The 22,567-nt window shown below is 59.2% G+C and carries 23 protein-coding genes and 1 riboswitch; of the genes, 11 read left to right on the top strand and 12 right to left on the bottom strand.

Annotated elements, in window-relative coordinates:
• Positions 1-8: 8 nt before the first annotated feature.
• The gene (locus ACYJRZ_RS17460; RefSeq protein ID WP_459461266.1) at positions 9-992 is read right to left on the bottom strand and encodes a LacI family DNA-binding transcriptional regulator; all 984 of its coding nucleotides are present in this window, start codon (positions 990-992) and stop codon (positions 9-11) included.
• Between the two features lie 265 nt (positions 993-1,257).
• On the bottom strand, positions 1,258-4,962 hold the full coding sequence (gene putA, locus ACYJRZ_RS17455; RefSeq protein WP_459460956.1) for a trifunctional transcriptional regulator/proline dehydrogenase/L-glutamate gamma-semialdehyde dehydrogenase: 3,705 nt from the start codon (positions 4,960-4,962) through the stop codon (positions 1,258-1,260).
• 185 nt (positions 4,963-5,147) lie between these two features.
• On the opposite strand from putA, the gene ACYJRZ_RS17450 reads away from it, so the two are divergent.
• A complete protein-coding gene (locus ACYJRZ_RS17450) occupies positions 5,148-5,609 on the top strand; it encodes an Lrp/AsnC family transcriptional regulator (RefSeq protein ID WP_015342703.1) in 462 nt (153 codons plus the stop codon).
• A 143-nt stretch (positions 5,610-5,752) separates the two neighbouring features.
• Entirely contained in the window at positions 5,753-6,019 is a 267-nt protein-coding gene (locus ACYJRZ_RS17445) for a hypothetical protein (RefSeq protein WP_459460953.1), read from the top strand.
• A 46-nt stretch (positions 6,020-6,065) separates the two neighbouring features.
• Here ACYJRZ_RS17445 and ACYJRZ_RS17440 read toward each other — a convergent pair whose 3' ends face one another.
• Positions 6,066-6,251, bottom strand: a complete 186-nt coding sequence (locus tag ACYJRZ_RS17440; protein WP_047632639.1) for a 4-oxalocrotonate tautomerase — start codon at positions 6,249-6,251, stop codon at positions 6,066-6,068.
• A 116-nt stretch (positions 6,252-6,367) separates the two neighbouring features.
• Between ACYJRZ_RS17440 and ACYJRZ_RS17435 the strand changes: the two genes are divergently transcribed.
• The 4 genes from ACYJRZ_RS17435 to vapC all read left to right on the top strand — a co-directional run bounded on the left by ACYJRZ_RS17435 (position 6,368) and on the right by vapC (position 9,107).
• The gene (locus ACYJRZ_RS17435; RefSeq protein ID WP_459460951.1) at positions 6,368-7,252 is read left to right on the top strand and encodes a LysR substrate-binding domain-containing protein; all 885 of its coding nucleotides are present in this window, start codon (positions 6,368-6,370) and stop codon (positions 7,250-7,252) included.
• Between the two features lie 71 nt (positions 7,253-7,323).
• Positions 7,324-8,328 carry a LacI family DNA-binding transcriptional regulator gene (locus tag ACYJRZ_RS17430; protein WP_459460949.1) on the top strand — a complete coding sequence of 335 codons (1,005 nt, stop codon included), beginning with the start codon at positions 7,324-7,326 and terminating at the stop codon, positions 8,326-8,328.
• Positions 8,329-8,475: 147 nt separating this feature from the next.
• Positions 8,476-8,709 (top strand): type II toxin-antitoxin system VapB family antitoxin, encoded by a 234-nt coding sequence (vapB, locus tag ACYJRZ_RS17425; RefSeq protein ID WP_459460947.1) that lies wholly within the window; start codon positions 8,476-8,478, stop codon positions 8,707-8,709.
• Complete coding sequence (gene vapC / locus ACYJRZ_RS17420; protein ID WP_459460945.1) at positions 8,709-9,107, top strand: type II toxin-antitoxin system tRNA(fMet)-specific endonuclease VapC; 399 nt, start codon at positions 8,709-8,711, stop codon at positions 9,105-9,107. The genes vapB and vapC overlap by 1 nt, the downstream gene beginning before the upstream one ends.
• A 45-nt stretch (positions 9,108-9,152) precedes the next feature.
• Here vapC and ACYJRZ_RS17415 read toward each other — a convergent pair whose 3' ends face one another.
• On the bottom strand, positions 9,153-10,022 hold the full coding sequence (locus tag ACYJRZ_RS17415; RefSeq protein ID WP_459460943.1) for a LysR substrate-binding domain-containing protein: 870 nt from the start codon (positions 10,020-10,022) through the stop codon (positions 9,153-9,155).
• Between the two features lie 121 nt (positions 10,023-10,143).
• On the opposite strand from ACYJRZ_RS17415, the gene ACYJRZ_RS17410 reads away from it, so the two are divergent.
• Positions 10,144-11,004: an urea carboxylase-associated family protein gene (locus tag ACYJRZ_RS17410; RefSeq protein ID WP_459460941.1), complete on the top strand. Its 861-nt coding sequence runs from the start codon at positions 10,144-10,146 to the stop codon at positions 11,002-11,004.
• A gap of 101 nt (positions 11,005-11,105) precedes the next feature.
• On the opposite strand, the gene ACYJRZ_RS17405 is transcribed toward ACYJRZ_RS17410, so the two are convergent.
• The 7 genes from ACYJRZ_RS17405 to ACYJRZ_RS17375 all read right to left on the bottom strand — a co-directional run bounded on the left by ACYJRZ_RS17405 (position 11,106) and on the right by ACYJRZ_RS17375 (position 17,655).
• The gene (locus tag ACYJRZ_RS17405) at positions 11,106-11,450 is read right to left on the bottom strand and encodes a hypothetical protein (protein WP_459460939.1); all 345 of its coding nucleotides are present in this window, start codon (positions 11,448-11,450) and stop codon (positions 11,106-11,108) included.
• Between the two features lie 174 nt (positions 11,451-11,624).
• Positions 11,625-12,218: a thiamine phosphate synthase gene (locus ACYJRZ_RS17400; protein ID WP_459460937.1), complete on the bottom strand. Its 594-nt coding sequence runs from the start codon at positions 12,216-12,218 to the stop codon at positions 11,625-11,627.
• Positions 12,215-12,988, bottom strand: coding sequence for a thiazole synthase (locus tag ACYJRZ_RS17395; RefSeq protein WP_459460935.1), 774 nt, complete (start codon positions 12,986-12,988; stop codon positions 12,215-12,217). The genes ACYJRZ_RS17400 and ACYJRZ_RS17395 overlap by 4 nt, the downstream gene beginning before the upstream one ends.
• Before the next feature lie 2 nt (positions 12,989-12,990).
• Entirely contained in the window at positions 12,991-13,188 is a 198-nt protein-coding gene (thiS, locus tag ACYJRZ_RS17390; RefSeq protein WP_459460933.1) for a sulfur carrier protein ThiS, read from the bottom strand.
• A complete protein-coding gene (gene thiO / locus ACYJRZ_RS17385; RefSeq protein WP_459460931.1) occupies positions 13,179-14,156 on the bottom strand; it encodes a glycine oxidase ThiO in 978 nt (325 codons plus the stop codon). The genes thiS and thiO overlap by 10 nt, the downstream gene beginning before the upstream one ends.
• A 1-nt stretch (position 14,157) precedes the next feature.
• Complete coding sequence (thiC, locus tag ACYJRZ_RS17380) at positions 14,158-15,984, bottom strand: phosphomethylpyrimidine synthase ThiC (RefSeq protein ID WP_459460929.1); 1,827 nt, start codon at positions 15,982-15,984, stop codon at positions 14,158-14,160.
• 92 nt (positions 15,985-16,076) lie between these two features.
• A riboswitch (TPP riboswitch) is annotated at positions 16,077-16,208 on the bottom strand.
• A gap of 91 nt (positions 16,209-16,299) precedes the next feature.
• Positions 16,300-17,655 (bottom strand): M14 family zinc carboxypeptidase, encoded by a 1,356-nt coding sequence (locus ACYJRZ_RS17375; protein WP_459460927.1) that lies wholly within the window; start codon positions 17,653-17,655, stop codon positions 16,300-16,302.
• A 660-nt stretch (positions 17,656-18,315) separates the two neighbouring features.
• Between ACYJRZ_RS17375 and ACYJRZ_RS17370 the strand changes: the two genes are divergently transcribed.
• Entirely contained in the window at positions 18,316-19,407 is a 1,092-nt protein-coding gene (locus tag ACYJRZ_RS17370) for a porin (protein WP_459460925.1), read from the top strand.
• A gap of 215 nt (positions 19,408-19,622) precedes the next feature.
• On the opposite strand, the gene ACYJRZ_RS17365 is transcribed toward ACYJRZ_RS17370, so the two are convergent.
• Positions 19,623-20,279, bottom strand: coding sequence for a TetR family transcriptional regulator (locus tag ACYJRZ_RS17365; RefSeq protein WP_459460923.1), 657 nt, complete (start codon positions 20,277-20,279; stop codon positions 19,623-19,625).
• 789 nt (positions 20,280-21,068) lie between these two features.
• Here ACYJRZ_RS17365 and ACYJRZ_RS17360 point away from each other — a divergent pair.
• Genes ACYJRZ_RS17360 through ACYJRZ_RS17350 form a run of 3 tightly spaced genes read left to right on the top strand, consistent with a single transcriptional unit; the run spans position 21,069 to position 22,535 of the window.
• Entirely contained in the window at positions 21,069-21,641 is a 573-nt protein-coding gene (locus tag ACYJRZ_RS17360; protein ID WP_459460921.1) for an RNA polymerase sigma factor, read from the top strand.
• The gene (locus tag ACYJRZ_RS17355) at positions 21,634-22,086 is read left to right on the top strand and encodes a hypothetical protein (RefSeq protein WP_459460919.1); all 453 of its coding nucleotides are present in this window, start codon (positions 21,634-21,636) and stop codon (positions 22,084-22,086) included. The genes ACYJRZ_RS17360 and ACYJRZ_RS17355 overlap by 8 nt, the downstream gene beginning before the upstream one ends.
• Positions 22,083-22,535: a periplasmic heavy metal sensor gene (locus ACYJRZ_RS17350; protein ID WP_459460917.1), complete on the top strand. Its 453-nt coding sequence runs from the start codon at positions 22,083-22,085 to the stop codon at positions 22,533-22,535. Before ACYJRZ_RS17355 ends, ACYJRZ_RS17350 begins: the two co-directional genes overlap by 4 nt.
• Positions 22,536-22,567 lie beyond the last annotated feature (32 nt).

The following is a 22,567-nucleotide window of genomic DNA, read 5'->3' as shown; positions in this document are numbered from 1 at the left end:
TCCTTTAATCAACGGCCGGGGCTTCCCCCGCATGATTGCCGCACGATAAGCTCGCAGGGCAAAGTTCTGATGCCAGGTTCGACGCTGCGTCCCTCCGCAAGCGCAAGAACCGTCAGCCCGGCCTCGCGGCCAAGCGCCTTGAGATTCATGTCGACCGTCGTCAGCGGCGGGCGGGTCTGTGCGGCGACGATCTCCCAATTGTCAAAACCGACCACCGAGACATCCTCCGGCACCCGCACGCCACGCTCGCGCAGCGCATCGACCACTGCGCGGGCAATCTGATCGTTGCCGCAGAAGATCGCGTCCGGCTTTGCTCCGGCCGCGCTCCAGAGCTGCGCAACAGCGTCGTGTCCCCAGGCCTCGGACCACATGCCGTACATGACCGGTAGTTCGTCTCCGGCGAGGTCGCGATAAGCCTTGGCGCGCTCACGCACTGAAACGAAGCTTTCAGGACCGGTCACATGGGCGATCCGGCGTCGGCCAAGCCCCTGCAACCATTCGACAGCAAGCGCGGCTCCTTGATAGTCATCCGCGCAGAAGGTGACGCTTCCCGGAGCCCCTTCAGTGAAGGCATAAATCACCGGAATCGGCAGATTGGACAGATCCACCGGCAGGCGGCGGTCGATCCGCTTTCCAGAGGCGATAATGCCGTCCACATGCTTGTCCAACATCGCGTCCACATGAACCTTTCCAAGTGCCGGGTCGTCCTCGATCGTGCAAAGAAAGACCGAGATGCCGTGATCGACGAGTGCCTCCGTGATGCCGGCCATGACCGGTAGCGTGAAGCGACCATATGTATCATTTGTCAGAAGACCGATCGTGAAGGTGCGATTGCTCAGCAAACCCTTGGCCAAGGCATTCGGGCGGAAGCCGATGTTGGCGGCGGCGCGCTTGACCCTCTCGCGCGTCTCGTCGCCCATGCGTCCGGTATTATTCAAGGCCTTGGATGCCGTTGAAATGCTGACGCCTGCAGCCGCCGCAACGTCGTGAATCGTTGCGCGTCCGCTTTTCGCACGCTGAGTGTCCAGATGTCTTCTCCCAGTCGAGTTTTCATGAGAAAAGCTTTTCTCAAGGCAAGAGTCAATATGGGAAAAGCTTTTCTCAAAAATTTCTGTACAGAAGAGAAGGAGGTCCGGAAGCTGGATGACGGCCTTAGCGAATTTGCAGATCACTGCAGAATGTGCGCCACGAAAACGAAGCGGCGGCTCAGACCGTGTGGGTCCCGGCCGCCGCTTAAGTTCTAGATTGTTGTTAGTTTTAGCCGATTGTCATCAGGCTGGCATTGCCGCCGGCCGCCGCAGTGTTGATCGACGTCGTTACTTCCTCGAGCAGCCAGTTGAGGCAATAGGCATCGACGTTCTTGGCAATGTCCTCGCTCGACGCAGCCTGTGCGAGAACCAGCGGCCCAGGAATTGCCGCGATCGTCTTGATCGCCTGCTGAACCCGCTCGGCATCACCTTCGATGAGAGCGCCCGCAAACGGTCCATCCGCTGACCAGTCTTTCGTCCAGGAGATGCGGTTTGCGACCTGCGCCGGCAGGCCATGAAGCTCGCTCTGCAAGCCGGATGCGGCATCGATAACGACCGAATTGCCTGTCGCAAGCCCTGCTGCGATCTGAACATACAGGCCAAGTGCCGTCTGCGGAGCAAGCAGGATCCTGCCGCGCGGATGCAGTGCGTAGAGGTTCAGCTCGCCGACCGGGCCTTGCAGTTCGGTGTGGAAGTCGAGCGACGACTGGGAGGCGACGGCGCGCGCCTGTTTTGCCGCATCCGCAACGCCCTTGCTTTCGAGCCAGGCGATGAACTGCTGTGCAACCGGATCGGCTTGCACGGAGGCATCGTGCAACGGTTCGGTCGGAGAGGAGACCAGACGGCGCAGATACATTGGGCCGCCCGCCTTCGGACCCGTGCCGGAAAGGCCGCGGCCGCCAAAGGGCTGGACGCCGACGACGGCACCGATAATGTTGCGATTGACGTAGAGATTGCCGGCGCGCACGCGCTCCGTGACATGGGCGATCGTATCGTCAAGCCGGGTGTGCAGGCCGAAGGTCAGGCCGTAGCCGGACGCATTGATATCGGCGATGAGCTTATCCAGCCCCTTACGCTGATAGCGTATGATGTGAAGGACCGGGCCGAACACCTCGCGCTTCAGATCGCTCAGCTTCTTCAGCTCGATGATTGTGGGAGCAACGAACGTGCCCTTAGCGGCGCTTTCGGGCAGGTCGAGCTGTTCGACGTTGCAGCCGAGCTTGCGCATGCGTTCGATATGCTCGTCGATGCGGCGCTTGGCGTTGTCGTCGATGACGGGGCCGATATCGACCGCGAGCCGATCGGTCCTGCCGACCGAGAGCTCGCGAAGAGCGCCGCGCAGCATGGTCAGCGTGCGATCGGCGACTTCCTCCTGCAGGCAGAGGACGCGCAGGGCCGAGCAGCGCTGGCCGGCGCTGTCGAAGGCCGAGGCGATGACATCGCCGACAACCTGTTCGGCAAGGGCCGAGGAATCGACGATCATGCCGTTCTGCCCGCCGGTTTCGGCGATGAGGGGGATCGGCTTGCCGAATTTGGAAAGCCGTTCGGCCAGCTGAGCCTGAATCAGGCGGGCAACTTCCGTTGAGCCGGTAAACATGACACCGGCGGTTTCTGGAGCGCCGACAAGCGCCGCCCCCATTTGTCCACCGCCCGGGACAAATTGCAGGACATCACGTGGGATGCCAACCTCGTGCAGGATGCGAACGCCTTGGGCTGCGATCAGCGGTGTATTGCCTGCGGGCTTGGCGACAACCGGATTGCCGGCGACCAACGCGGCCGCGATCTGGCCGGTGAAGATCGCCAGCGGGAAGTTCCATGGGCTGATGCAGACGACGGGGCCGAGCGGCACGCTCTCCGGCTTCAGCACCTGACGTGCCTGAGCGGCATAATAACGAAGGAAATCGATCGCCTCCCGGATTTCGCCGACCGCGTTCGCAGCCGATTTGCCGGCTTCGCGGATGGTCAGGCCGACGAGTACAGGCATCTCGCTCTGCATGAGATCGGCAGCACGTTCAAGAATGGCGGCCCGCTCAGCAGGGCTCACAGCAGCCCAACGCTCCGCTGCGGCGGCGGCAAGCCGCATGACCTCGGGTGCATCCTGCGGCTCGAGCTCGGTGACATGGCCGACGACATCGCCGTGGTCGGCGGGGTTGAAGACGGCGCGAGCCACGCCGCGTTCGGAGCCGTCTGCGAGAAGCGGATTAGCGATCCAGTCTCTGGCTGCCGAAGCTTGCAGCTGTGCAGAGAGAGCGGTGAGCGCGGTTTCATTGGAGAGATCAACGCCGGTGGAATTCCGTCGCGCGCCGCCGAACAGATCGACTGGAAGAACGATCTTGTCGTGCTGTGCGCCGACCACGGTCATGGCGCGCACGATCTCGACGGGATCGGCAATCAGCTCGGAAACGGACACGGCCGGGTCGGCGATCTTGTTGACGAAGGAGGAGTTGGCGCCATTTTCCAGCAGGCGGCGGACAAGATAGGCGAGCAGCGTCTCATGTGTGCCGACCGGCGCGTAAATGCGGCAAGGGCGGCCGAGATTCTGCGCGCCGACGACCTCTTCGTAGAGCGGCTCGCCCATGCCGTGCAAGCATTGGAACTCGTATTTGCCGACCGCAAAATCGTCCCCGGCCATATGGTAGATAGTGGCCAGGCTTTGTGCGTTATGGGTGGCAAATTGCGGGAAGACCACGTCGGTCGCGGCCAACAGCTTTTGGGCGCAGGCGATATAGGAAACGTCTGTATAGATCTTGCGGGTATAGACGGGGAAACCTTCCAGGCCGTCGAGCTGCGCGCGCTTGATCTCTGCGTCCCAATAGGCGCCCTTGACGAGGCGGACCATGAGGCGGTGCCCAGAGCGGCGGGCGAGATCGATAATGAAATCGAGGACGAAGGGGCAACGTTTGCCATAGGCCTGGACGACGAAGCCGATGCCGTCCCAGCCCGCGAGGGCCGGATCGAGGCACAGTTCTTCCAGCAGATCGAGCGAGAGTTCGAGACGGTCTGCTTCTTCGGCGTCGATGTTCAGGCCAATATTATAACCTTTCGAAAGTAGCGCCAGCGCCTTCACCTTCGGCAGAAGTTCGCCCATCACCCTGTCGGCCTGCGAGCGCGAATAGCGCGGATGCAGCGCGGAGAGCTTGATGGAGATACCAGGCCCCTCATAGATGCCGCGGCCGGCCGAGGCCCTGCCGATCGCATGGATGGCGTTTTCATAGTCGCGATAGTAGCGCTCGGCATCGACATGGGTGGTCGCCGCTTCGCCGAGCATGTCGTAAGAATAGCGGAAGCCCTTCGCTTCGAGCACACGCGCACGCTTCAATGCTTCATCGATCGTCTCGCCGGTGACGAATTGTTCGCCCATCATGCGCATGGCCATGTCGACGCCGCGGCGGATGACGGGCTCGCCGGCGCGGGCGATCAGCTTTGTCAGCGCGGCAGAAAGCCCGCCTTCGTTGACGGTCGAGGTGAGTTTGCCGGTGACAACGAGGCCCCAGGTCGCGGCGTTGACGAACATCGAGCGGCCGCCGCCGATATGCGATTTCCAGTCGCCGCCGGCGATCTTGTCTCGGATCAGCGCATCGCGCGTCGCCGTGTCGGGAATGCGTAGTAGCGCCTCGGCAAGGCACATCAGCGCGACGCCTTCCTGGCTGGAGAGGGAATATTCCTGCACCAATCCCTCGACGCCGTCGCCCTTGTGTTTGGCGCGCAGCGCTTCGATCAGCTTCCTGGCCGTCTTCTTTGTTGCCTCGCGGGTCGTTGCCGGCAGGGTGGCCGCCTCGATCAGGGCCGGCAGGCATTCGGTTTCGGGGCGCCGGTAGGCGGCAGTGATCGCCTGACGAAGCGGGCTCTGCTCACGAATGGGCGGCGCGAAATGCGAAAATGGGGCGGCGTCTGGAGCTGGTTCTTCAGTTGCGAGCTTGGCAGAGACAGTCATGATAACCTCAAGGTGCAAGGGTCACGATGGCTTGAGCTGATGTGAACGATATCGCCGCACACAGCCCTCCCATTGCGTCGACGCAAACATACTTCATTCCAATAAAGCATTCCGCCTTGAAACTGCAGCTTTCCAGCCATAATGAACTTCAATAAGCTCAATTTCAAATAGGAATGCCTGCGAAAATGACCAAATCCAGTGAAATTGACCAGTTCGACCAAAAGATCCTCGACGCCCTCGTCGAAGACGGCCGCATGTCGATCACGGAGCTTTCCGAGCGGGTCGGCCTTTCCAAGACTCCTTGCCAGGCGCGCCTCAAGAAACTGATCGATTCCGGCTACATCGACGGCTTCAAGGCCATCCTCAATCCGATCAAGCTTGGCCTCGACCACGTTGCTTTTGCCGAAGTGAAACTCACGGATACCCGTGAGGAGGCCTTACTCAGCTTCAACAATGCCATCAAGAAAATCAAGGAAATCGAAGAGTGCCACATGATCGCCGGCCGTTTCGATTATCTTCTGAAGGTGCGCACCTCCGATATCCGCCGCTATCGTATCGTGCTCGGCGAGAAGATTTCCAGCCTTCCTTTCGTCGCCAGCACGTCGACCAACGTCGTGATGCAGTCGGTCAAGGAAAACTGGTCATAATTCCGCTTCTTACCTCATCTGCTTTTCTATCCCCGCGTAAGGCTTCGCCGCTCGATCCATCTTGCCGGCTAAACAATGACCTAGATTTCGCCATTCGAATCGGATCATTGCGAGGCTGCTAAAATAAGTAGGATGGAGTACGCATGGAGACTAGTGCAGGCGACCGCGACCTTGTTGAGGTCATGAAGCGGTACTTTGCGGTGAAGGTCGAAGTGGAGGACATGAAGCTTCGCCTGGAGGCAGCAAGGCGGGAGAGCGGCGAAGAGATCGACGTCTTCTACAATCCGCGCACCAATCAAAATTACGCCGCCGATATCATCCGTTCGCATGCTCTCAAGCAGGAGATGGTGCGCCTGATGAATTGGGCCGAAGCCTGGGGGCGGCAGAGCCTGGCGCCAAACGAGGCCTGACGGTCGAATAAAACCGCCAGGCCGTGATCACGAAATCGGGTCGTTTTCAGCTATCCGATTTCAGCTTTCCTGCCGTCGCCCATGACTCCTTCGAAATCTCGGTGATGATGATTTCCACCGATTCCGGCGGGCAAGCGAGGGTTTCCGCAGCGGCTTTGGTAGCCTCGCGAACGAAAGCGCGCTTCTGGTCTTGTGTGCGGCCGGGATGCATTTCCAAGCGCAGAATGGGCATGGTAACTCCTTGAATAATTGTCGTCGGTTGTTCGACGCCTATGGACTATCTTGCAAAACCAGTCGGCGATAAATACGCTCCTATTTGCTTCATTCCGAACCTATAGGTATTCAATCATGGACAAGCTGGCGGGCATGGCGATGTTCGTCAGAGTGGTCGAGCAGGGCAGTTTCGCCGCCGCTGCCGACATAAGCCGCGTGTCGCCAGCCATGGTCGCGAAGCATATCAGGACGATCGAACAGCGGCTTGGCGCGCGCCTGCTTCATCGCACCACACGCCGCCATCAGCTGACCGAGGTTGGCAAGCTTTATTACGAGCGCTGCAAGACAGTGCTGGCAGAGGTGGAGCTTGCCGAGCAATCGGCCTCCGAACTGCAATCGGTGCCGCGCGGTCGCCTGCGGCTCGTCGCCCCTGTCAGTTTCGGAACGCAAAGCCTCGTGCCGGCGCTCGTCGACTATCTGCATGAGAATCTGGAGGTCAGCGTCGATCTGGCGCTCGACAATAATCCGCATGATCTGATCGGCGAAGGCTACGAACTCGGCATCCATATCGGCGATCTGACGGACACCAATCTCGTGGCGCGCCCGTTGAAACCCTATCGGCGTATTCTCGCGGCGTCGCCGGACTATCTGGATCGCTGCGGCAGGCCGCAAAACCCCGATGATCTCGCCCATCATATGTGCCTTGGCCATTCGTACTGGCGCCTGCAGGGGCGCTGGCATCTCGTCGGTCCGGACGGGGAAGCCCGCGAGATTGCGGTCAAAGGTCGCTTCACCACCAATCAGGGCGGTGCTCTGCGCGTTGCCGCTCTGCATGGAGCCGGCATTGTGCTGCAGCCGGAACTGTTGCTGGCGGCCGATCTCGATGCAGGCCGGCTTGAGCCGGTTCTGCCCCTCTGGTCGTACCAGCCGACACCCATGCACCTTGTCTATGCACCGGACCGGCGCCCGACGGCCATGCTGCGCAGCGTTATCGATTTTCTCGTCGCTCGCTTCGGTTGACATTTTCACCTCTTTCATCCGCCACGGATCCATGATCAAATCTGATCATCGGGTTGGCAAGTGAGGGACGCGTGGCCAAGATTACGTTGAAGGATGTGGCGGCGGCCGCGGGTGTGGGAGCAGCCACCGTCGAGCGTGCACTCAATGGCCGCGGCAATGTGTTGCCGGAGACGGCGGAAAAGGTATTCATCGCCGCAAGGCGGCTCGGCTACCGTATGCCGCTCGCCGGCACTAGGCATAGTCTGGTGCGCATCGAAGTCGTGCTGCTCCGGCCGGAAACCTTTTTCTACTCAAGGCTCAATCGCGCTTTCGAGCGCATCGCCGCCTTGCTTGACAAGGATATCCAGATCCAGCGGACTTTCGCCAGGGAGGACGATCCTGTCGATTTTTCGCGTCATATCTCCAATCCGCAGGCGCGGCGCTCCGCCTTGATCGTTGTCGCGCCCGACCATCCCGATGTTGTCGGCAGCATCCGCAAAGCTGCCAGCGGGGGCATTCCTGTCGTGCAGATCATGACGCGGCCAGCGCTGGAACTGCCTTACGTCGGTATCGACAACGAAGCTGCCGGGCGCACCGCTGCCTTCTATATGGCGCGCATGCAGGCGGACATCTCCGGGACTTTCGTCGCGCTCTGCCACAGCGGCACTTACGAGAACCACAAGGCACGCATCCGCGGCTTTTCCAACTATCTGCTTGATCATGCGAACCCATCGCATCGCTTCCTCGAAGTCATGTTCGATGAGGATGATGAAATGAAGACGGTCGAGCTGCTGACGAGTGCCTTTGCGAGATATCCCGATATTATAGGTGTTTATAGCGCGGGCGGCGACAATGCTGCGATCGCGACGGTTTTGCGCCGGTATCGCCAGCAGCCGGTATTCTGGGTCGGGCATGAATTGTCCGACGCGACGCGCGGCTATCTGAAGGAGGGGTTGATGACGATCGTTCTCGATCAGGCTCCGGAGGTTCAGGCCCGGCGTGCCATCGATCTGACGCTGAAGCGGCTGGGCCTGATTGAGACCGACGTTGATCTCGAACCGGTGCGGTTTCTAACCGTTACTCCTGAAAGCCTTTGAAAACATTGGCGCATTGGGTCAGACATATCGAGCTAACCAGCGCTCGTTGGCTTTAACCGCATCGGCGCTTGGGGCCGGTGGCTTGATTTTTCAAGCCCACAGAGCTTGGTATATCCCAATTGCATATCCCAAAATCAGGAGTTGGACATGACGAGTTCGACTGTATTCACCAGCAACCGAAGCCAGGCCGTGCGTCTGCCCAAGGCCGTAGCATTCCCCGAGGACGTACATCAGGTCGATATCCTGAAGATCGGTCGCAGCCGCGTGATCGTGCCCCAGGGCAAACGATGGGACGATCTCTTCCTTCATGGCCCTCGTGTCAGTGACGACTTTCTGAGCGAGCGCGAACAGCCGGTGGCGGAAGAACGCGAGTCCTTCTGATGCTGTCCTATATGCTCGATACGAATATTTGCATTTATGTGATGAAGACCTATCCGCCTGCCGTGCAGGAAAAATTTAACGCTCTAGCGGAGCAGCTTTGCATATCGAGCATAACGCTTGGTGAGTTGTACTACGGTGCAGAGAAGTCGGCTCGGCGCGCGGAAAACTTGACTGCCGTCGCGCATTTCGTGGCGCGTCTGGAGGTTCTGTCGTTCGGCGACAAGGCGGCTGCGCACTACGGACAAGTGCGAGCTGAGTTGGAACGCGCAGGAACCCCGTGTGGCCCGCATGAGATGCAGATCGGTGCTCATGCCCGCAGCGAGGGGCTGATCGTGGTGACGAACAACATGAAGGAATTCATCCGCATGCCTGGTATTCGGGTGGAAAACTGGGTCTAGCGGTCGTGATCGTCGGCGTCGGGCTCGAGTCGTCCAGCTTGGCACCTAAGCGATTGCGGCACTGGCAGCAATCAGCCAGTCGCGAAACGTTTCAGCGTCGTCGGAAAGATGATTGGCTTCGATCAGCCAATAAGATTTGTCGGTATCCAGTGCCGTATTGGATAGGGTAACCAGCGTTCCATTGCCCAATTCTTCTGCAATCAAGGCCGTGGGGCAGAGGCCCACACCTTGCCCGCCGATGACGGACCCGATCATCAAGCCGAAATCGGCAAAGATCGGACCGGCTCTTGGAGGCTGTTGGATACTTTCGAGGGCGAACCAGCGCGTCCAGGCTGCCGTCGTTTCGTCGTGCAGGAGGTCGAGATTAAGGAGATCGGCTGGCATCCCGATCGGCCCGTGCCGGCGCTCATATTCTCTCGAGCAGGTTGGCCGCGTTTCGGCCGTCAACAGCGAGATGGCATGTGTCGAAGGCCTTGGTCCATGCCGAATCAGAAGATCGACGCCTGCCTCCTCCGGCATCCTCGCATCGAGTGCATAGACGATATTGATCTGGATTTCGGGGTATTCTTTCTTGAATGCGGGCAGCCGGGGTATCAGCCAGCGGGTGGCGACGGAAGCGATGCAGGCCACGCTGACCGGCCCGTGGTTTCCGCCAAGCCGCAGCTGCTGGGCGGCGATATCGATATGTCCGAGGCCGCTTGCCACGGCTGTCCCGAAATCGCGCCCGGCCATGGTCGCCGTCACGCCGCGGGCATGGCGTGTGAATAGCTTGACGCCGAGCCATTCCTCCAGGCTGCGCACATGCTGGCTTACGCCTGCCGCCGTGAGATTGAGCTCACTCGCCGCTTGGGCGAAGCTTTCGTGACGAATGGCCGCTTCGAAGGCACGGAGGGAGGCAAGCGGAACATGTTGCATTCCACTAGGCTAAGTAAAACTTGGTCATACCGCAAGGAGAATCGCTGTTGCGCAGGCGGCGGCTGTTCTTAGAGTGATGCCTATGTCTCAGATCCAAATCGGTGAGGAATGTGAAGTCGCCATGAACAGTATTTTCGATACGCCCGCTCCCGCCGATGCCGAGGAGCGGCGCGGCAAGCCTCCCGTCATCGTCTATCCGAACGGCACGCTATCGCCCGCGGATATGGATGTGCTGCGATCGGCGCGGCAAACCATGACTAAGATTGCCGAAACCGTCGTGGCGCCACGTGACGGCGGTAGCTTCCGCGTGCCAAAGGGACATTTCTTCCGCATCGTCAGCGTGGAGGGACCGCAGGTCGGTGATCTCAATCTATGGAATGCGGCCGATCTTTCCGAGCGCTTCTTTAGCGGTAAGACGCGGGCTTTGCACGCCACTCATGTCGGTATCGGCGATCGGCTGTGGAGCACGCTGCCCTATCTGCGGCCGATGGCGACGATCACCCATGATACGCTTGGTTGGTATGGCTGGGACGCGGATGGAGGCGGCGTTCACGATGTCATCGGCACGCGCTGCGATCCCTATACAAACCAGCTGCTGAAGGGCGACGACTACCATCATTGCTGTCATTCGAACCTGTCACGCGCGCTCGCCAAGGAAATGAACATCCCTGTTCAGGAAGCCGAGTTTCACGTTCACGACGTGCTGAACGTGTTTATGTGCACAGGTTTTACGCGCGACACCCATCAATATTTCATGAAGGCGAGCCCGGTGCGGCCTGGCGACTTCATCGAATTCTTCGCGGAGATCGATCTGCTCGGCGCGCTCTCAGCCTGTCCCGGTGGCGATTGCGGCAGCGAACATTCGAGCGATATCGTGCCCTGCTATCCGTTGCTCGTCGAAATCTGGCGACCCGAACCTGAAAGTCTTGCGGGGCGCATATATCCGGAGCGGAACCGGTATCCGAGGACTCATGGGCAATAATTTGCCTGCATGAAACAAATTCGCCGGCAGTTACGACTGCCGGCAAATCCCAATCTCCATGAAAGGATGCATCCATTCGCGGCGGATGCATCGCTTATTGCTTAGTTACAAACGCGAATGCGCTCGTAATGCCAGCCATAGTCATACTCGTTCTGGACGCGGCGATCCTCGTACCAGCACCTGGGCGGCGGCGGTGCGACTTCGTAAACCGGGCCCCTGTTGGCGAGAGCGCCGCCGACCAGCAGGCCGCCGAGGAGACCTGCGGCAACACCGCCGGCGATCGCGCCGCCATTGCCATGGTGGCGATGGTGACGCCAGCCGTCATGGCCGCGCCAATCACCGCGATAGCCGTCATAATACTGCGCCTGTGCGCTGCTGACGGGCGCCAATGCGCCGCCTACCACCGTAGCGGCCAGCAAAACCGTAAGAACCGTTTTCTTTATCATGACTACCTCCAAAGCAGCCTTTGTGCTCAGCGAATACGCGAGTCATCTAATTAACGTCCTCAGCATGAATATGTTCAGCTGAATGTTCAATGAATGGCCCGTTCATCGGGCAATAGCGGCTGAAAATCGCGCCTCGCAGGGCTCTGGGGCGCGATCTTGTCAATTTGGAGGCGCCTATCGAGTCGCCGCAATCCATTCGAGCGTTCGCGATTCAGGATCAGGATTGCGGGTAATATCGGTCACGACCGCGGCGATATCGGCGCCGTGCCCGAATACGCCCCCAAGACGCTCGACTGTCAGGCCGCCGATCGCGACGAGCGGCCGCTTGCCGATGCGAGCCTTCCACTTGCTGAGACGCTCGAGACCCTGGGGTGCCCAAGGCATGGCCTTGAGCACGGTCGGATAGATTGGCCCCAGCGCTATATAATCGGGTTCGGCAGCAAGCGCTGTCTCCAGCTCCGCCTCATCATGTGTCGAAAGCCCCATCTTCAATCCGGCATCCCGTATGGCGGAGAGATCGGCGGAAGCGAGATCCTCTTGGCCGAGATGGACGAAATCGCAGCGCTCCTCGATTGCAAGCTGCCAATAATCGTTGATGATCAACTGGCATCCATGCGCGGCACAAATTGCGCTCGATTGGCGAATTTCGGCGCGAAGCTCTGTGGCGCGATCCTTGATGCGCAACTGCACCAGCTTGACGCCGAGCGGCACCAGCCTCTGTATCCAATCGGCGTTATCGACGATGAGGTAGAAGGGATCGAGCGTCATGCGAAAACCGCCTTTCCGATCACTGGCGTCGAGGGCACGGCCATATCGCGCGGCTCCAGCATGCCGGCACCGTAGGCCTGGCGGCCGGCATCGATGGCCTTGGCGAAGGCTTCCGCCATCGCGGCCGGATCGCTCGCCCCAGCAACCGCTGTATTCAGCAGCACGGCATCGAAGCCGAGTTCCATGACGGTCGCCGCATGCGACGGCCTGCCGATGCCGGCGTCCACGATCAGCGGCACCTCGGGAAAATGTGCTCGCATCGAGCGCAGGGCGGAGAGGTTGAGCGGCCCCGCCGCCGTTCCGATGGGCGCGCACCAGGGCATCAGCACCTTGCATCCAGCTTCCAGCAGCCGCTCGGCGACGATGAGATCGTCCGTCGTGTAGGGAAAGACCTCGAAACCGTCGTTGGTGAGGATTCTCGCCGCCTCCACCAGCGCGAAGACGTCGGGCTGCAGCGTATCGTGATTGCCGATCACTTCGAGCTTGATCCAGTTGGTCCGAAACACTTCACGCGCCATTTTCGCGGTTAGCACCGCCTCGGATACGCCGTGGCAGCCGGCGGTATTAGGAAGGACGCGAACGCCGAGCTCGCGAATCATCTCGAAGAAGGCACCGCCATTGCGCCCGCCTGCCGTTTCCCTGCGCAGCGACACGGTGACGATCCCGGTTTGCGAACGTTTGACGGATTCCGCCAGTACGGCGGGGGAGGGGTAGCGCGCGGTGCCGAGAAGAAGGCGCGATGCGATTTGCGTTCCGTAGAGTTCAAGCATGGTCAGCCTCCCTGCATTGGTGTCAGGATCTCGATCCTGTCATCGTCGGTTAGGATATGGTCGCCGCGTTCCTCGCTATGGACGAGTTCGCCATTGACGGCGGTTGCCAGCCACTCGCCCTCATATTCGAGTGCCAAGAGGAGTTGCGAAAGCGTCGTTGCTTCAACAATCTGCGCTTCGCCATTGATGATCAGGCGCATTGGCGGCTCCTTTCGTTGTGTCCGGAAAAGACGAGATCGGCGGCTTTCTCGGCCATCGCCGGCGCCAGCAGGAAGCCGTGACGATAGAGGCCGTTGACGAAGATGGTCCCTCTCTCGCGTCTTACGCGGGGAAGATTGTCAGGAAAGGCAGGGCGGATGCCGGAGCCGGTTTCGACCACGGCGGCTTCAGCAAAGGCCGGATGCAGCGCATAGGCTGCGTTCAGGAGCTCCATCAGCGAGCGAGCGGTGATCGGCCCTTTGAAATCGGTCTCGATCATCGTCGCGCCGATCATGAACAGGCCTTCGCCGCGCGGCACGATATAGACGGGAAAGCGTGGATGCAGCAGGCGGATGGGCCGTGAAAGTGCGATCTCCCTGCTCTCCAGATAGAGCATCTCGCCTCGCACGCCGCGCAAATCCTGGATTTGGCCGATATGAGCAGCCCCCGTGCAATCGACGACTTCGGAAAAGCCGCCATCATCCGGGAGTTCGCCGCTAAAGGTGGCGCCTTTTGCAGATAGACCGTTCTTTAATGATTGCAGGACCTCGCGGGGATCGAGATGTGCTTCTTGCGGAAAGAACAAGCCCTGGCGGAACCGGCCGGCAAGCGAAGGCTCAAGGGCGGCGATGTCGTCTTCGTCCAGCCAGCGGTAATCCGTCGTGCGGCTGGCGAATCGCTTCAGCTCGTTTAGATCGCGATTCGGTGCGACGACGAGGGTGCCGTTGCGGACGATCTTGCCAGGCAGAATCTCGTCCCATCGATCGGCGGAATCACGGCCGAGCATCAGCACGGTCTCCTCGGCGCTTTCGCGTTCGCACCATGGCGCCAGCATGCCGCCGGCAAGCCAGGAGGCGGCGCGCTGAAAATTCCGGCTTGGATCTAGGACCGTGATTTCGGCTCCGCGCCTGATCAGCTCGTGGGCGACAGTGAGGCCGGCAACGCCGGCCCCTTTCACAAGGATACGCATGTCACTCGGCCGAATGCGAGGCGGTGTCGATCGGCATATAGAGATCGCCACCCTCCCGGTATTTTGCCGCCATGGCTTCCAGCCCTTCCTTCTGTGCTTCGGCGCGGATGTCATGCGAAATTCGCATCGAGCAGAATTTCGGGCCGCACATCGAGCAGAAATGCGCGACCTTGTGAGCTTCTTTCGGCAGGGTTTCGTCATGGAAGCTGCGAGCTGTGTCCGGATCGAGCGAGAGGTTGAACTGGTCCTCCCAGCGGAATTCGAAACGGGCGCGCGACAGGGCATCGTCACGGACCTGGGCGGCCGGATGACCCTTGGCGAGATCCGCGGCATGCGCTGCGATCTTGTAGGTAATGACACCTGTTTTGACGTCGTTGCGATCAGGCAAACCAAGATGCTCCTTCGGCGTGACGTAGCAGAGCATCGCCGTGCCGAACCAGCCGATCATAGCGGCGCCGATGCCGGACGTGATGTGATCATAACCCGGCGCGATATCCGTCGTCAGCGGCCCGAGCGTGTAGAAGGGCGCCTCGCCGCAGACGGCGAGCTGCTTGTCCATGTTCTCCTTGATCTTGTGCATCGGCACGTGGCCGGGGCCTTCGATCATCACCTGGCAGTCTTTTGCCCAGGCGATCTTCGTCAATTCGCCGAGCGTTTCGAGCTCGGCAAACTGCGCGGCGTCGTTGGCGTCGGCAATCGAGCCCGGTCGCAGGCCGTCGCCGAGCGAGAAGGAGACGTCATAGGCCCGGCAGATGTCGCAGATTTCCTCGAAATGCTCGTAAAGGAAGCTCTCGCGGTGATGATGGAGACACCACTTGGCCATGATCGAGCCGCCCCGCGAAACGATGCCGGTCACGCGATTGACGGTCAACGGAATGTAATGCAGCCGCACGCCGGCATGGATGGTGAAGTAATCGACGCCCTGTTCGGCCTGTTCGATCAGCGTGTCGCGATAGATCTCCCAGGTCAGGTCCTCGGCAATGCCGCCGACCTTTTCGAGCGCCTGGTAGAGCGGCACCGTGCCGATCGGCAGTGGCGAATTGCGGATGATCCATTCGCGGATGTTGTGGATGTTGCGGCCGGTCGAAAGATCCATGACGGTATCGGCGCCCCAGCGCGCGGCCCAGACCATCTTCTCGACTTCCTCAGCCATCGAGGAGGTGACGGCGGAATTGCCGATATTGGCGTTGATCTTCACCAGGAAATTCCGGCCGATGATCATCGGCTCGCTTTCGGGGTGATTGATGTTAGCCGGAATGATCGCCCGGCCGGCCGCGACTTCCTGGCGGACGAATTCCGGCGTGACATGGTCGGGAATATGGGCGCCGAAACTCTCGCCGTCACGAATCAGGGCTTCCGCCTTCGCCTTGCGGCCGAGATTTTCGCGGATGGCAATGAATTCCATCTCAGGCGTGATGATGCCGGCGCGTGCATAAGCGAGCTGGGTGACGGCCTTGCCGTCCTTTGCTCGCAAAGGCTGCCGCTTGGCCGGAAATTCCGGTGTCAGCCGCTCGCCGGTGACGAAGCCGTTGTCTTCGGGGCGCACATGCCGGCCTTCATAAGCCTCGACATCGCCGCGAGCGAGAACCCAGTCGCGACGCAGTTGCGACAGACCCTGCTCGATGCGGATCTCGGCCCCCTCGATCGTGTAGGGGCCGGAAGAATCATAAACAACAACAGGCGGCTCGCCAGAGGTCGGATGGACGCTGATTTCGCGCATCGGCACGCGAATGTCTGCGTGAATGTCTCCGGAGACATAGATCTTCCGCGATGCCGGCAGCGGGCCGGTGGTGACGGTCGGAGTGAGGGTCTTTGCGGCAATATTCATGGTTTGAGGCTCCAAGTTGCGGTTGGAGACCCAGTCAATCAGCCGGAATGATGGAAAGACGCCGGCATGGAATCCACGTGGGAATCCGAAGCCTTCGAGCGCTTGCACCGTCCCTACGCCAGTATGAACTGGATCAGGTTCAACGGGTCACTGCGCCACAGGAGGCAAAGCCTCATTGTTCAGCAGTATCTCAGCCCCTTGCCGGGACCCCCCTGGTGAATGCTGAAAGGCTATGCTTTCCCGTCGGTTCCTGTCAAGTCTGCCCGGCCGCATTCGCGATTGCTGTGTTCACTGAAGGGAACCTAAAGCTGCGCCTCATGGTTTCCTACCAGCCAACAAAGCTGTCATCGTTGCGACACCGGCATGCAGCTGGAATTGGACGAGCCGCTTCAGCGGAACCGGTCGCAAACCCTCCGTTTGAGCGAGAATCTCTGTCTGTGCTGACAGCGCATCATGACAATTGGAGGCCAAGCGAAACCCTTCTCGCCGATCCAGTGAGCTGAGCGCCAACCGACGCGCAAGCGCAATCGTGCTTAGCCGCTCCATCCGGCCACCAACATGTCGGATCGTGTACTCCGACCATGTCAATGCTTCGTCATGCGCCGCGTCCGCTGTCCGGACCTCACTCGTATTGGAGAAGTGATTCCGGTGTTCAAGGATGATACGCCACATATTGTCCGCAGCGACGTTCGCTTTTGCGTAGTCAAGTGCCAGAGCCCGTTCGGCAAGCCGGAGCGCTTCACGGTTCCAGTCTCTGAGATTGGCTTCGACATCAGCCTTGCTGTAAGGAGATGGCGTCACATCTAGCAATAAATCGCAGTCCCAGTACGGGGCTTCGGCAAATAGGCAAACAGTACCGTTGGCCGCGCTATAGCCGGCACTCGAATTGCCAATAGGCCGCATACCTGGTTCGCGATAATCGGAGGAACCGATCTCACCGGGATGGTTGCACATATTGGGAAAACGATAGAGCCCGGGTTCCCACTTGAGCTCGTTGAGCGCCGCGTCTCCGACGACATTGAGTGGCAATCCATATCTCCCGCATAATCCCCTGAGTTCTGTCGCCAAGCCCGGCGGCATTCCGGAAACGAGGAAAAAGGCACCACCGAATTCCGAGTTGTGAAGCGAATACAGAAAATCCGGCTTTGCCAGCTCGATCGCGCGTCGCCAAGCCAGGTTCTCAGGCATCGGATGGCGGCTCAGTCGATCATCCTCAGTGCAGGGAAAGGCATATTCCGCCTGCCGATCCAATGGCGGTCGATAGTAATTTTCATAATAAGTCAGAATATCCCCAGGCGAGGAAAACCACCCTTCGTTCAAACGGATGGCGTCCGGCTCGATCGCTTTGATAAAGTGCCAACGATATGGCAACGCTTCGCGAAGCGCTGGGTCGGCGCACAAACGCGCGATCAGATGTTCGATAGCTAGGCAACCGATCAGCTCATTGGGGTGTGGCGCTCCAACAAATAAGGCGGACTTCGAGCCGTTCCCGATCGAAATCATGTCGATCGGCTCACCTTGGCCAGAGACACCGACCCTGGCGACAGACGCAATATTGGGAAACTTCCGCAACGTTGCCTGCGTATTCCACACCATCTGACCGAAAGTGGGGATAGCTGTCAGGTCTGGAACGGTGTCGAGGACATCGAGAACAACTTGAGGAAGTTCCATGGTCTACATCGTCTTCCAATATGGCTTCGATTTCCCGTGCGTTGATGCCAGAGAACAGCATTCGGTCGCCACTGTTATGTAAACTCAAATCTTGAGTAGTCATAGCAAAGTTTGACCGAGCCACTCTTTCTGCCTCGCTTACTTGGCAGAAGACTATTCTCGTTCATTCGCGATTTGTCCCTTTCCAATGGCGCCATCGCCGATCCGCGACATTGGCCTGGATGGTTCGGCGGCAGCGGCAACGCCGGCCGCCGTGCTGCGATCGATTGCCGGCACGCATTTGCCTTAACTGTGCGATGCCGTCGCACTCGCCGGAAGGAGCGATTCCAGTCCTGTCGCCTCCAGTTGCATTTAAGCAACAGCAATCAAGTCTAGTCGGGGGGAGAGGGGTTCACAGAATTGACAAACATACGGGCTGTTTGTAAACCAAATACAGGACATTAATTGTCTTACGGACGAGCAATCGGCCGGATCGGTAGAGGCATTTCAAAACCTTTGCCGCGGGGGTGAATCATGGAGGTTAGAGGGGACTCAAGCCGACATCAGGTGCGTATTTGCCGGACTGCCCGGTTGCGTTTAGACCGACGTATTCCTTAGGGTGGTATTCCAGCTTTGTACTCGCGGTAAATTGGAATGCATATTGCAACCAGGAGTTTAATAATGAACATCAAGAGCCTTCTTCTCGGCTCCGCTGCTGCACTGGCAGCAGTTTCTGGCGCCCATGCGGCCGACGCGATCGTCGCTGCTGAGCCCGAGCCGTTGGAATACGTTCGCATCTGCGACGCATATGGCGCTGGCTACTTCTTCATTCCAGGCACTGAAACCTGCCTCAAGATCGGCGGTCGCGTCCGTACCGAAGGCGAGTGGTACGATGCCTACAACCCGAACAGCCATAACGGTACGCTGTGGCACACCCGTGCAGAGCTGAGCGTCGACACCGCGACCGACACCGAATACGGCCCGCTGAAGACCAACACGGTCATCCGTTGGGATTGGAACGACGGCAACTCCACCTCCACGAAGCTGCTGTTCGCCAACATCAGCCTCGGCGGCTTCCTCGTCGGTAAGGCAGATTCGCAGTATAACTATTACATCGGTTACGCCGGCGACGTCATCAACGACGACGTGATCTATGACGGTCCGTACGAACTCAATCAGTTGACCTACAGCTACGATGCCGGCAATGGCTTCACGGCTGTCGTTTCGGTTGAAGACTCGAACTCCAGTGGCTCGGGCGCTTCCTATGGCTCCAGCTGGTGGTCTGACGACAAGGGCAACCATTACGCTCCTGATGTTGTCGCCGGTGCTGGCTTCAAGTCGGGCGCATGGGGCTTCAAGGTCGTCGGTGGTTACGACTCGATCGTCGAAGAAGGCGCCATCAAGGCCCGTATCGATGCTGACTTCGGTACCTTCTCGGCCTTCTTGATGGGCGGCTGGAACACCGATGGCGACAAGCTGAACAAGTACGCAGGCACCAACCTCGATCGTTCGGCTTGCCCTGTTAACGATCCGTCGAAGTGCGGCTGGGGTGACTGGGCTGTTTGGGGCGGCGTTGGCGTTCCGATCAACGAAAAGCTGAAGTGGAACCTCCAGCTCGCCTACACCGACTCCAAGATCTTTGCCGCTACCACCAACGTCAAGTGGAACCCGGTCAAGAACCTGCTCATCGAGCCGGAAGTCTCCTACACCAACTTCGATTCTGTGAACCAGGATCAGTGGGCTGGTATCCTGCGCTTCGAGCGTAGCTTCTAATATCGAATTACCCGGCTCAATGCCGGGTATGAGAAGCCTGACGTTCCAATCCGTCAGGCTTCTTTCATCGATCGGTTGACCTCCGATCAGAGCAAAGGATCTGGCTTTCCCTCCGGATCCTTTTTTATTTCCAGCTTTGGGAAATCGGTTCAGCTCCTGGCAGAAGCTTAAAACCGCCATCGTCGGTTCTCTTCAATTCCGAAGGGAAAGCCGTTCTAGGCTTTTTCCGGTATCATCGTGGCAATCGCCAGCTCCTGCGTCTGTGCCAGCGGGAACCAGGTCTTCAGCACCATCTTTATGAACATCTGTCCACACGGGACTAATTCGAAGCTGCCTCGGTCGAGTGTCCATTCGGTGATCAGGCCGCCGATGACCGCTGTCAATGCCGAAGCGGCGGTATCCGGCGTCCAGGGAGCCGGAAGTTTCGTCTTTTCATCCATAAGGGTGAATATGCGTTCGAAATTTTCGTGCATGTCGTGCCGAAACGAACTTGCCCGGCTCGTGGTGCCGTCGCAAAACGCCATGTCGAGATGCATCATAACTTTCAGCATGCTGCGCTTGCGCGGATCGCTGTGAATATCGTCGAATATCGCGGCTATCGTATCGGCGACGAGATCAAGCGGATTGGGCGGCAGTTCCTTCGACATCCGCTCCGCCAGATCCTTGAACGGCTGCTGGGCCTCGTCGCGGATTGCAAACATCAGCCCTTGCTTGTTCTTGAAATGCCAGTGCACCGCCCCCCGCGTGACACCGGCGGCTACGGCTATCTCTTCCAGGCTGACATTCTCGTAGCCCTTGTCGAGAAACAGAGCTTTTGCGGATTGCAAAATCTCGTTCCTCGTTTCTGCCGCCTCCTCCTTAGTTCGCCTCATTCACCTCTCCACAGAAACCGATGTTCAAGCTGTGCCCCTCTTCTTGATATTCTTCTTCCATCATGCCGTTCAGTGCTGAAGCCCCATATACCAGCGATGCTCGACAGGATGGAGGTATTTATCTATCCTCAAAAATTGAGCAAGGAAATCGCAACAGAATATATCCTGTCAAGCACTATAAGCCACACGCAAGTTTCCCTGAGCAATTTCCCCATTTTGTGAAGTGAAAATCGGAAGCTGATGGCGAAATATATTGGCTGAGCGATCTCGGGTACGCTTCTTTGGGAAGTTATCTAGCGGTTAAGTTGTGACCTATGATGCGTTTAGCCTTCGGAGTTCGCAGATCCGTCAGCGGATATTGATCATCGAAGTCTTGATTCCGCCTTCATGCCATGGGTCTCACTGTCAAGGCTTTATCCCTACACCGGCAGGACCGGACAACAATCAATCCGCCGCCGCTCTTATCTGCTTGAGCCTTTGTCTGCCGTCTTGCAAGCTGGCAATAGCTAGAGTCCGAATTGTTGAAACTCCCGCCTTCTGGCAAGCCGGCTTTTTATGCGACCATTCTTAAATGGCCTTTCAACGTGAAAGAAAATTCGAAAATTCCTGGCATGAGAGCGACGGATTTCCCTAAGGGCCGCGTTCAATTCCTGTGAGCCCGCATTTGATGTCGAAGGATGATACGCTGACCGAGATGCTGCGATCCAAGGGGCGCCGTTTGCCGGCCGAAAGGCTGAGCGCGAGGTGTCATGCAGGTATCGTGGGGAACTGGAGCGGTGGCGATTGTCGATGAGGTGGGATCGTGCGCCCAAAAGTAGCGACCCGGATGATGATCTGCTTGGCCGTATCGCTGCGGGCGACGTTTCGGCAATGCGCATGATGATTGCGCGGCAATTGCCGCGCATCGTCGCCGTCGCGACCCGCATGCTTGGCGATGCCGCCGAGGCCGAGGATGTGGCGCAGGAGACATTTTTGCGCGTCTGGCGAAATGCCGGCGGCTGGCGCCAGCGCAACGCTCGCTTCAGCACTTGGGTGCATCGTGTGGCGATCAACCTTTGCTATGACCGCCTGCGTCGGCGCAAGGACGTTCTTGCCGAGCATCCGCCCGACATCGAATATGAAGGACCGGCGCCGGATGCGGGGTTGATGAGTGAGGACGATCCGTCGAGGCGCGTCGAACGGGCCTTACAGATGATTGCGCCCCGGCAGCGCGAGGCGATCATTCTGGTTTACTATCAGTCACTGTCGAATGCCGAGGCAGCCGAGGTCATGGATGTCAGCGTCGATGCACTGGAAAGCCTGCTTGCGCGTGGAAGGCGCTCCTTGCAGGGGCTTTTGTTGAAGGATGAGGGCGATGGTTGAACATATCGCGGGTCCGATGAATGCCGAGCGGTTTGAAGCACTGACTGCGGCCTATGGCGGTGATATCGGCCGATGGCCGCAGGCTGAGCGCGCAGCCGCGCGGGATTTTGCCAAGAGCCATGCCGCCGCCGAAACGCTTACGCGCGCGGCCGATCTGGACGCGTTGCTCGACACCTACGTCGTAAATCCCCGTCCCACCGGCCTGGAAGAGCGAATTCTCGCAAAGCTCGTACGCCGCCTGACGATGCGAAGCTGGTTCCGCTTTGGCTCGGCCGGTATCGGCCTTGTGGGGGTCGGCATCGCCGGCGCGCTTGCCGGCAGCATTGCCATTGCCGTCCTGGTTCCAAACCTAACATCCGATACCTCGATCGTCTCCGATGGAACCGCCACCATGTTTGGCGATATAGGACCGGACGCGAATATAGCGCAGCAGGACAACCAATGACGGATCGCAGCTTTCGAATAGTAGTCATTTTTCTTTTGGTGTTGAATACGTTCCTGGTCGGAGCATTGGCCGGTGGCGGGCTGACATGGATCCGCAAGACGCAGGCACGCGGCGAAATGATGCCGCTCGCCGGCGAGCAATTGCCGTCGACCCAGAGGAAAGCTTTGCGCGCTGCCCTCAATGAGGCCCGCAAGGGCGAGCGCCAGACCATTCTCGAGGCACAGCAGGCAAAGATCGATGCCGCCTCCCTCCTTGGCCAACCCACGCTCGATACGGCGGCGCTTTCGGCGGCCCTGGCGAGAGCGCGCGATGCAGATATAGCCTTGAGAGCGAAGGTCGAACAGCGTGCCGTCGATTTTGCGGCAACGCTTTCCTATGACGAGCGTCGGGCGCTGGCGGAAAGCCTGGCCCGCCGCAGCATGCCCAAAGCCCCGGCTGCCACAAGATGATCACGCTTGCCGAGCGACGGATTGGAACCAGA

The sequence above is a fragment of the Rhizobium sp. No.120 genome (assembly GCF_054558365.1).
The sequence above is the reverse complement of the archived record's forward strand: the minus strand, read 5'-3'. Positions and strand labels throughout refer to the sequence as shown.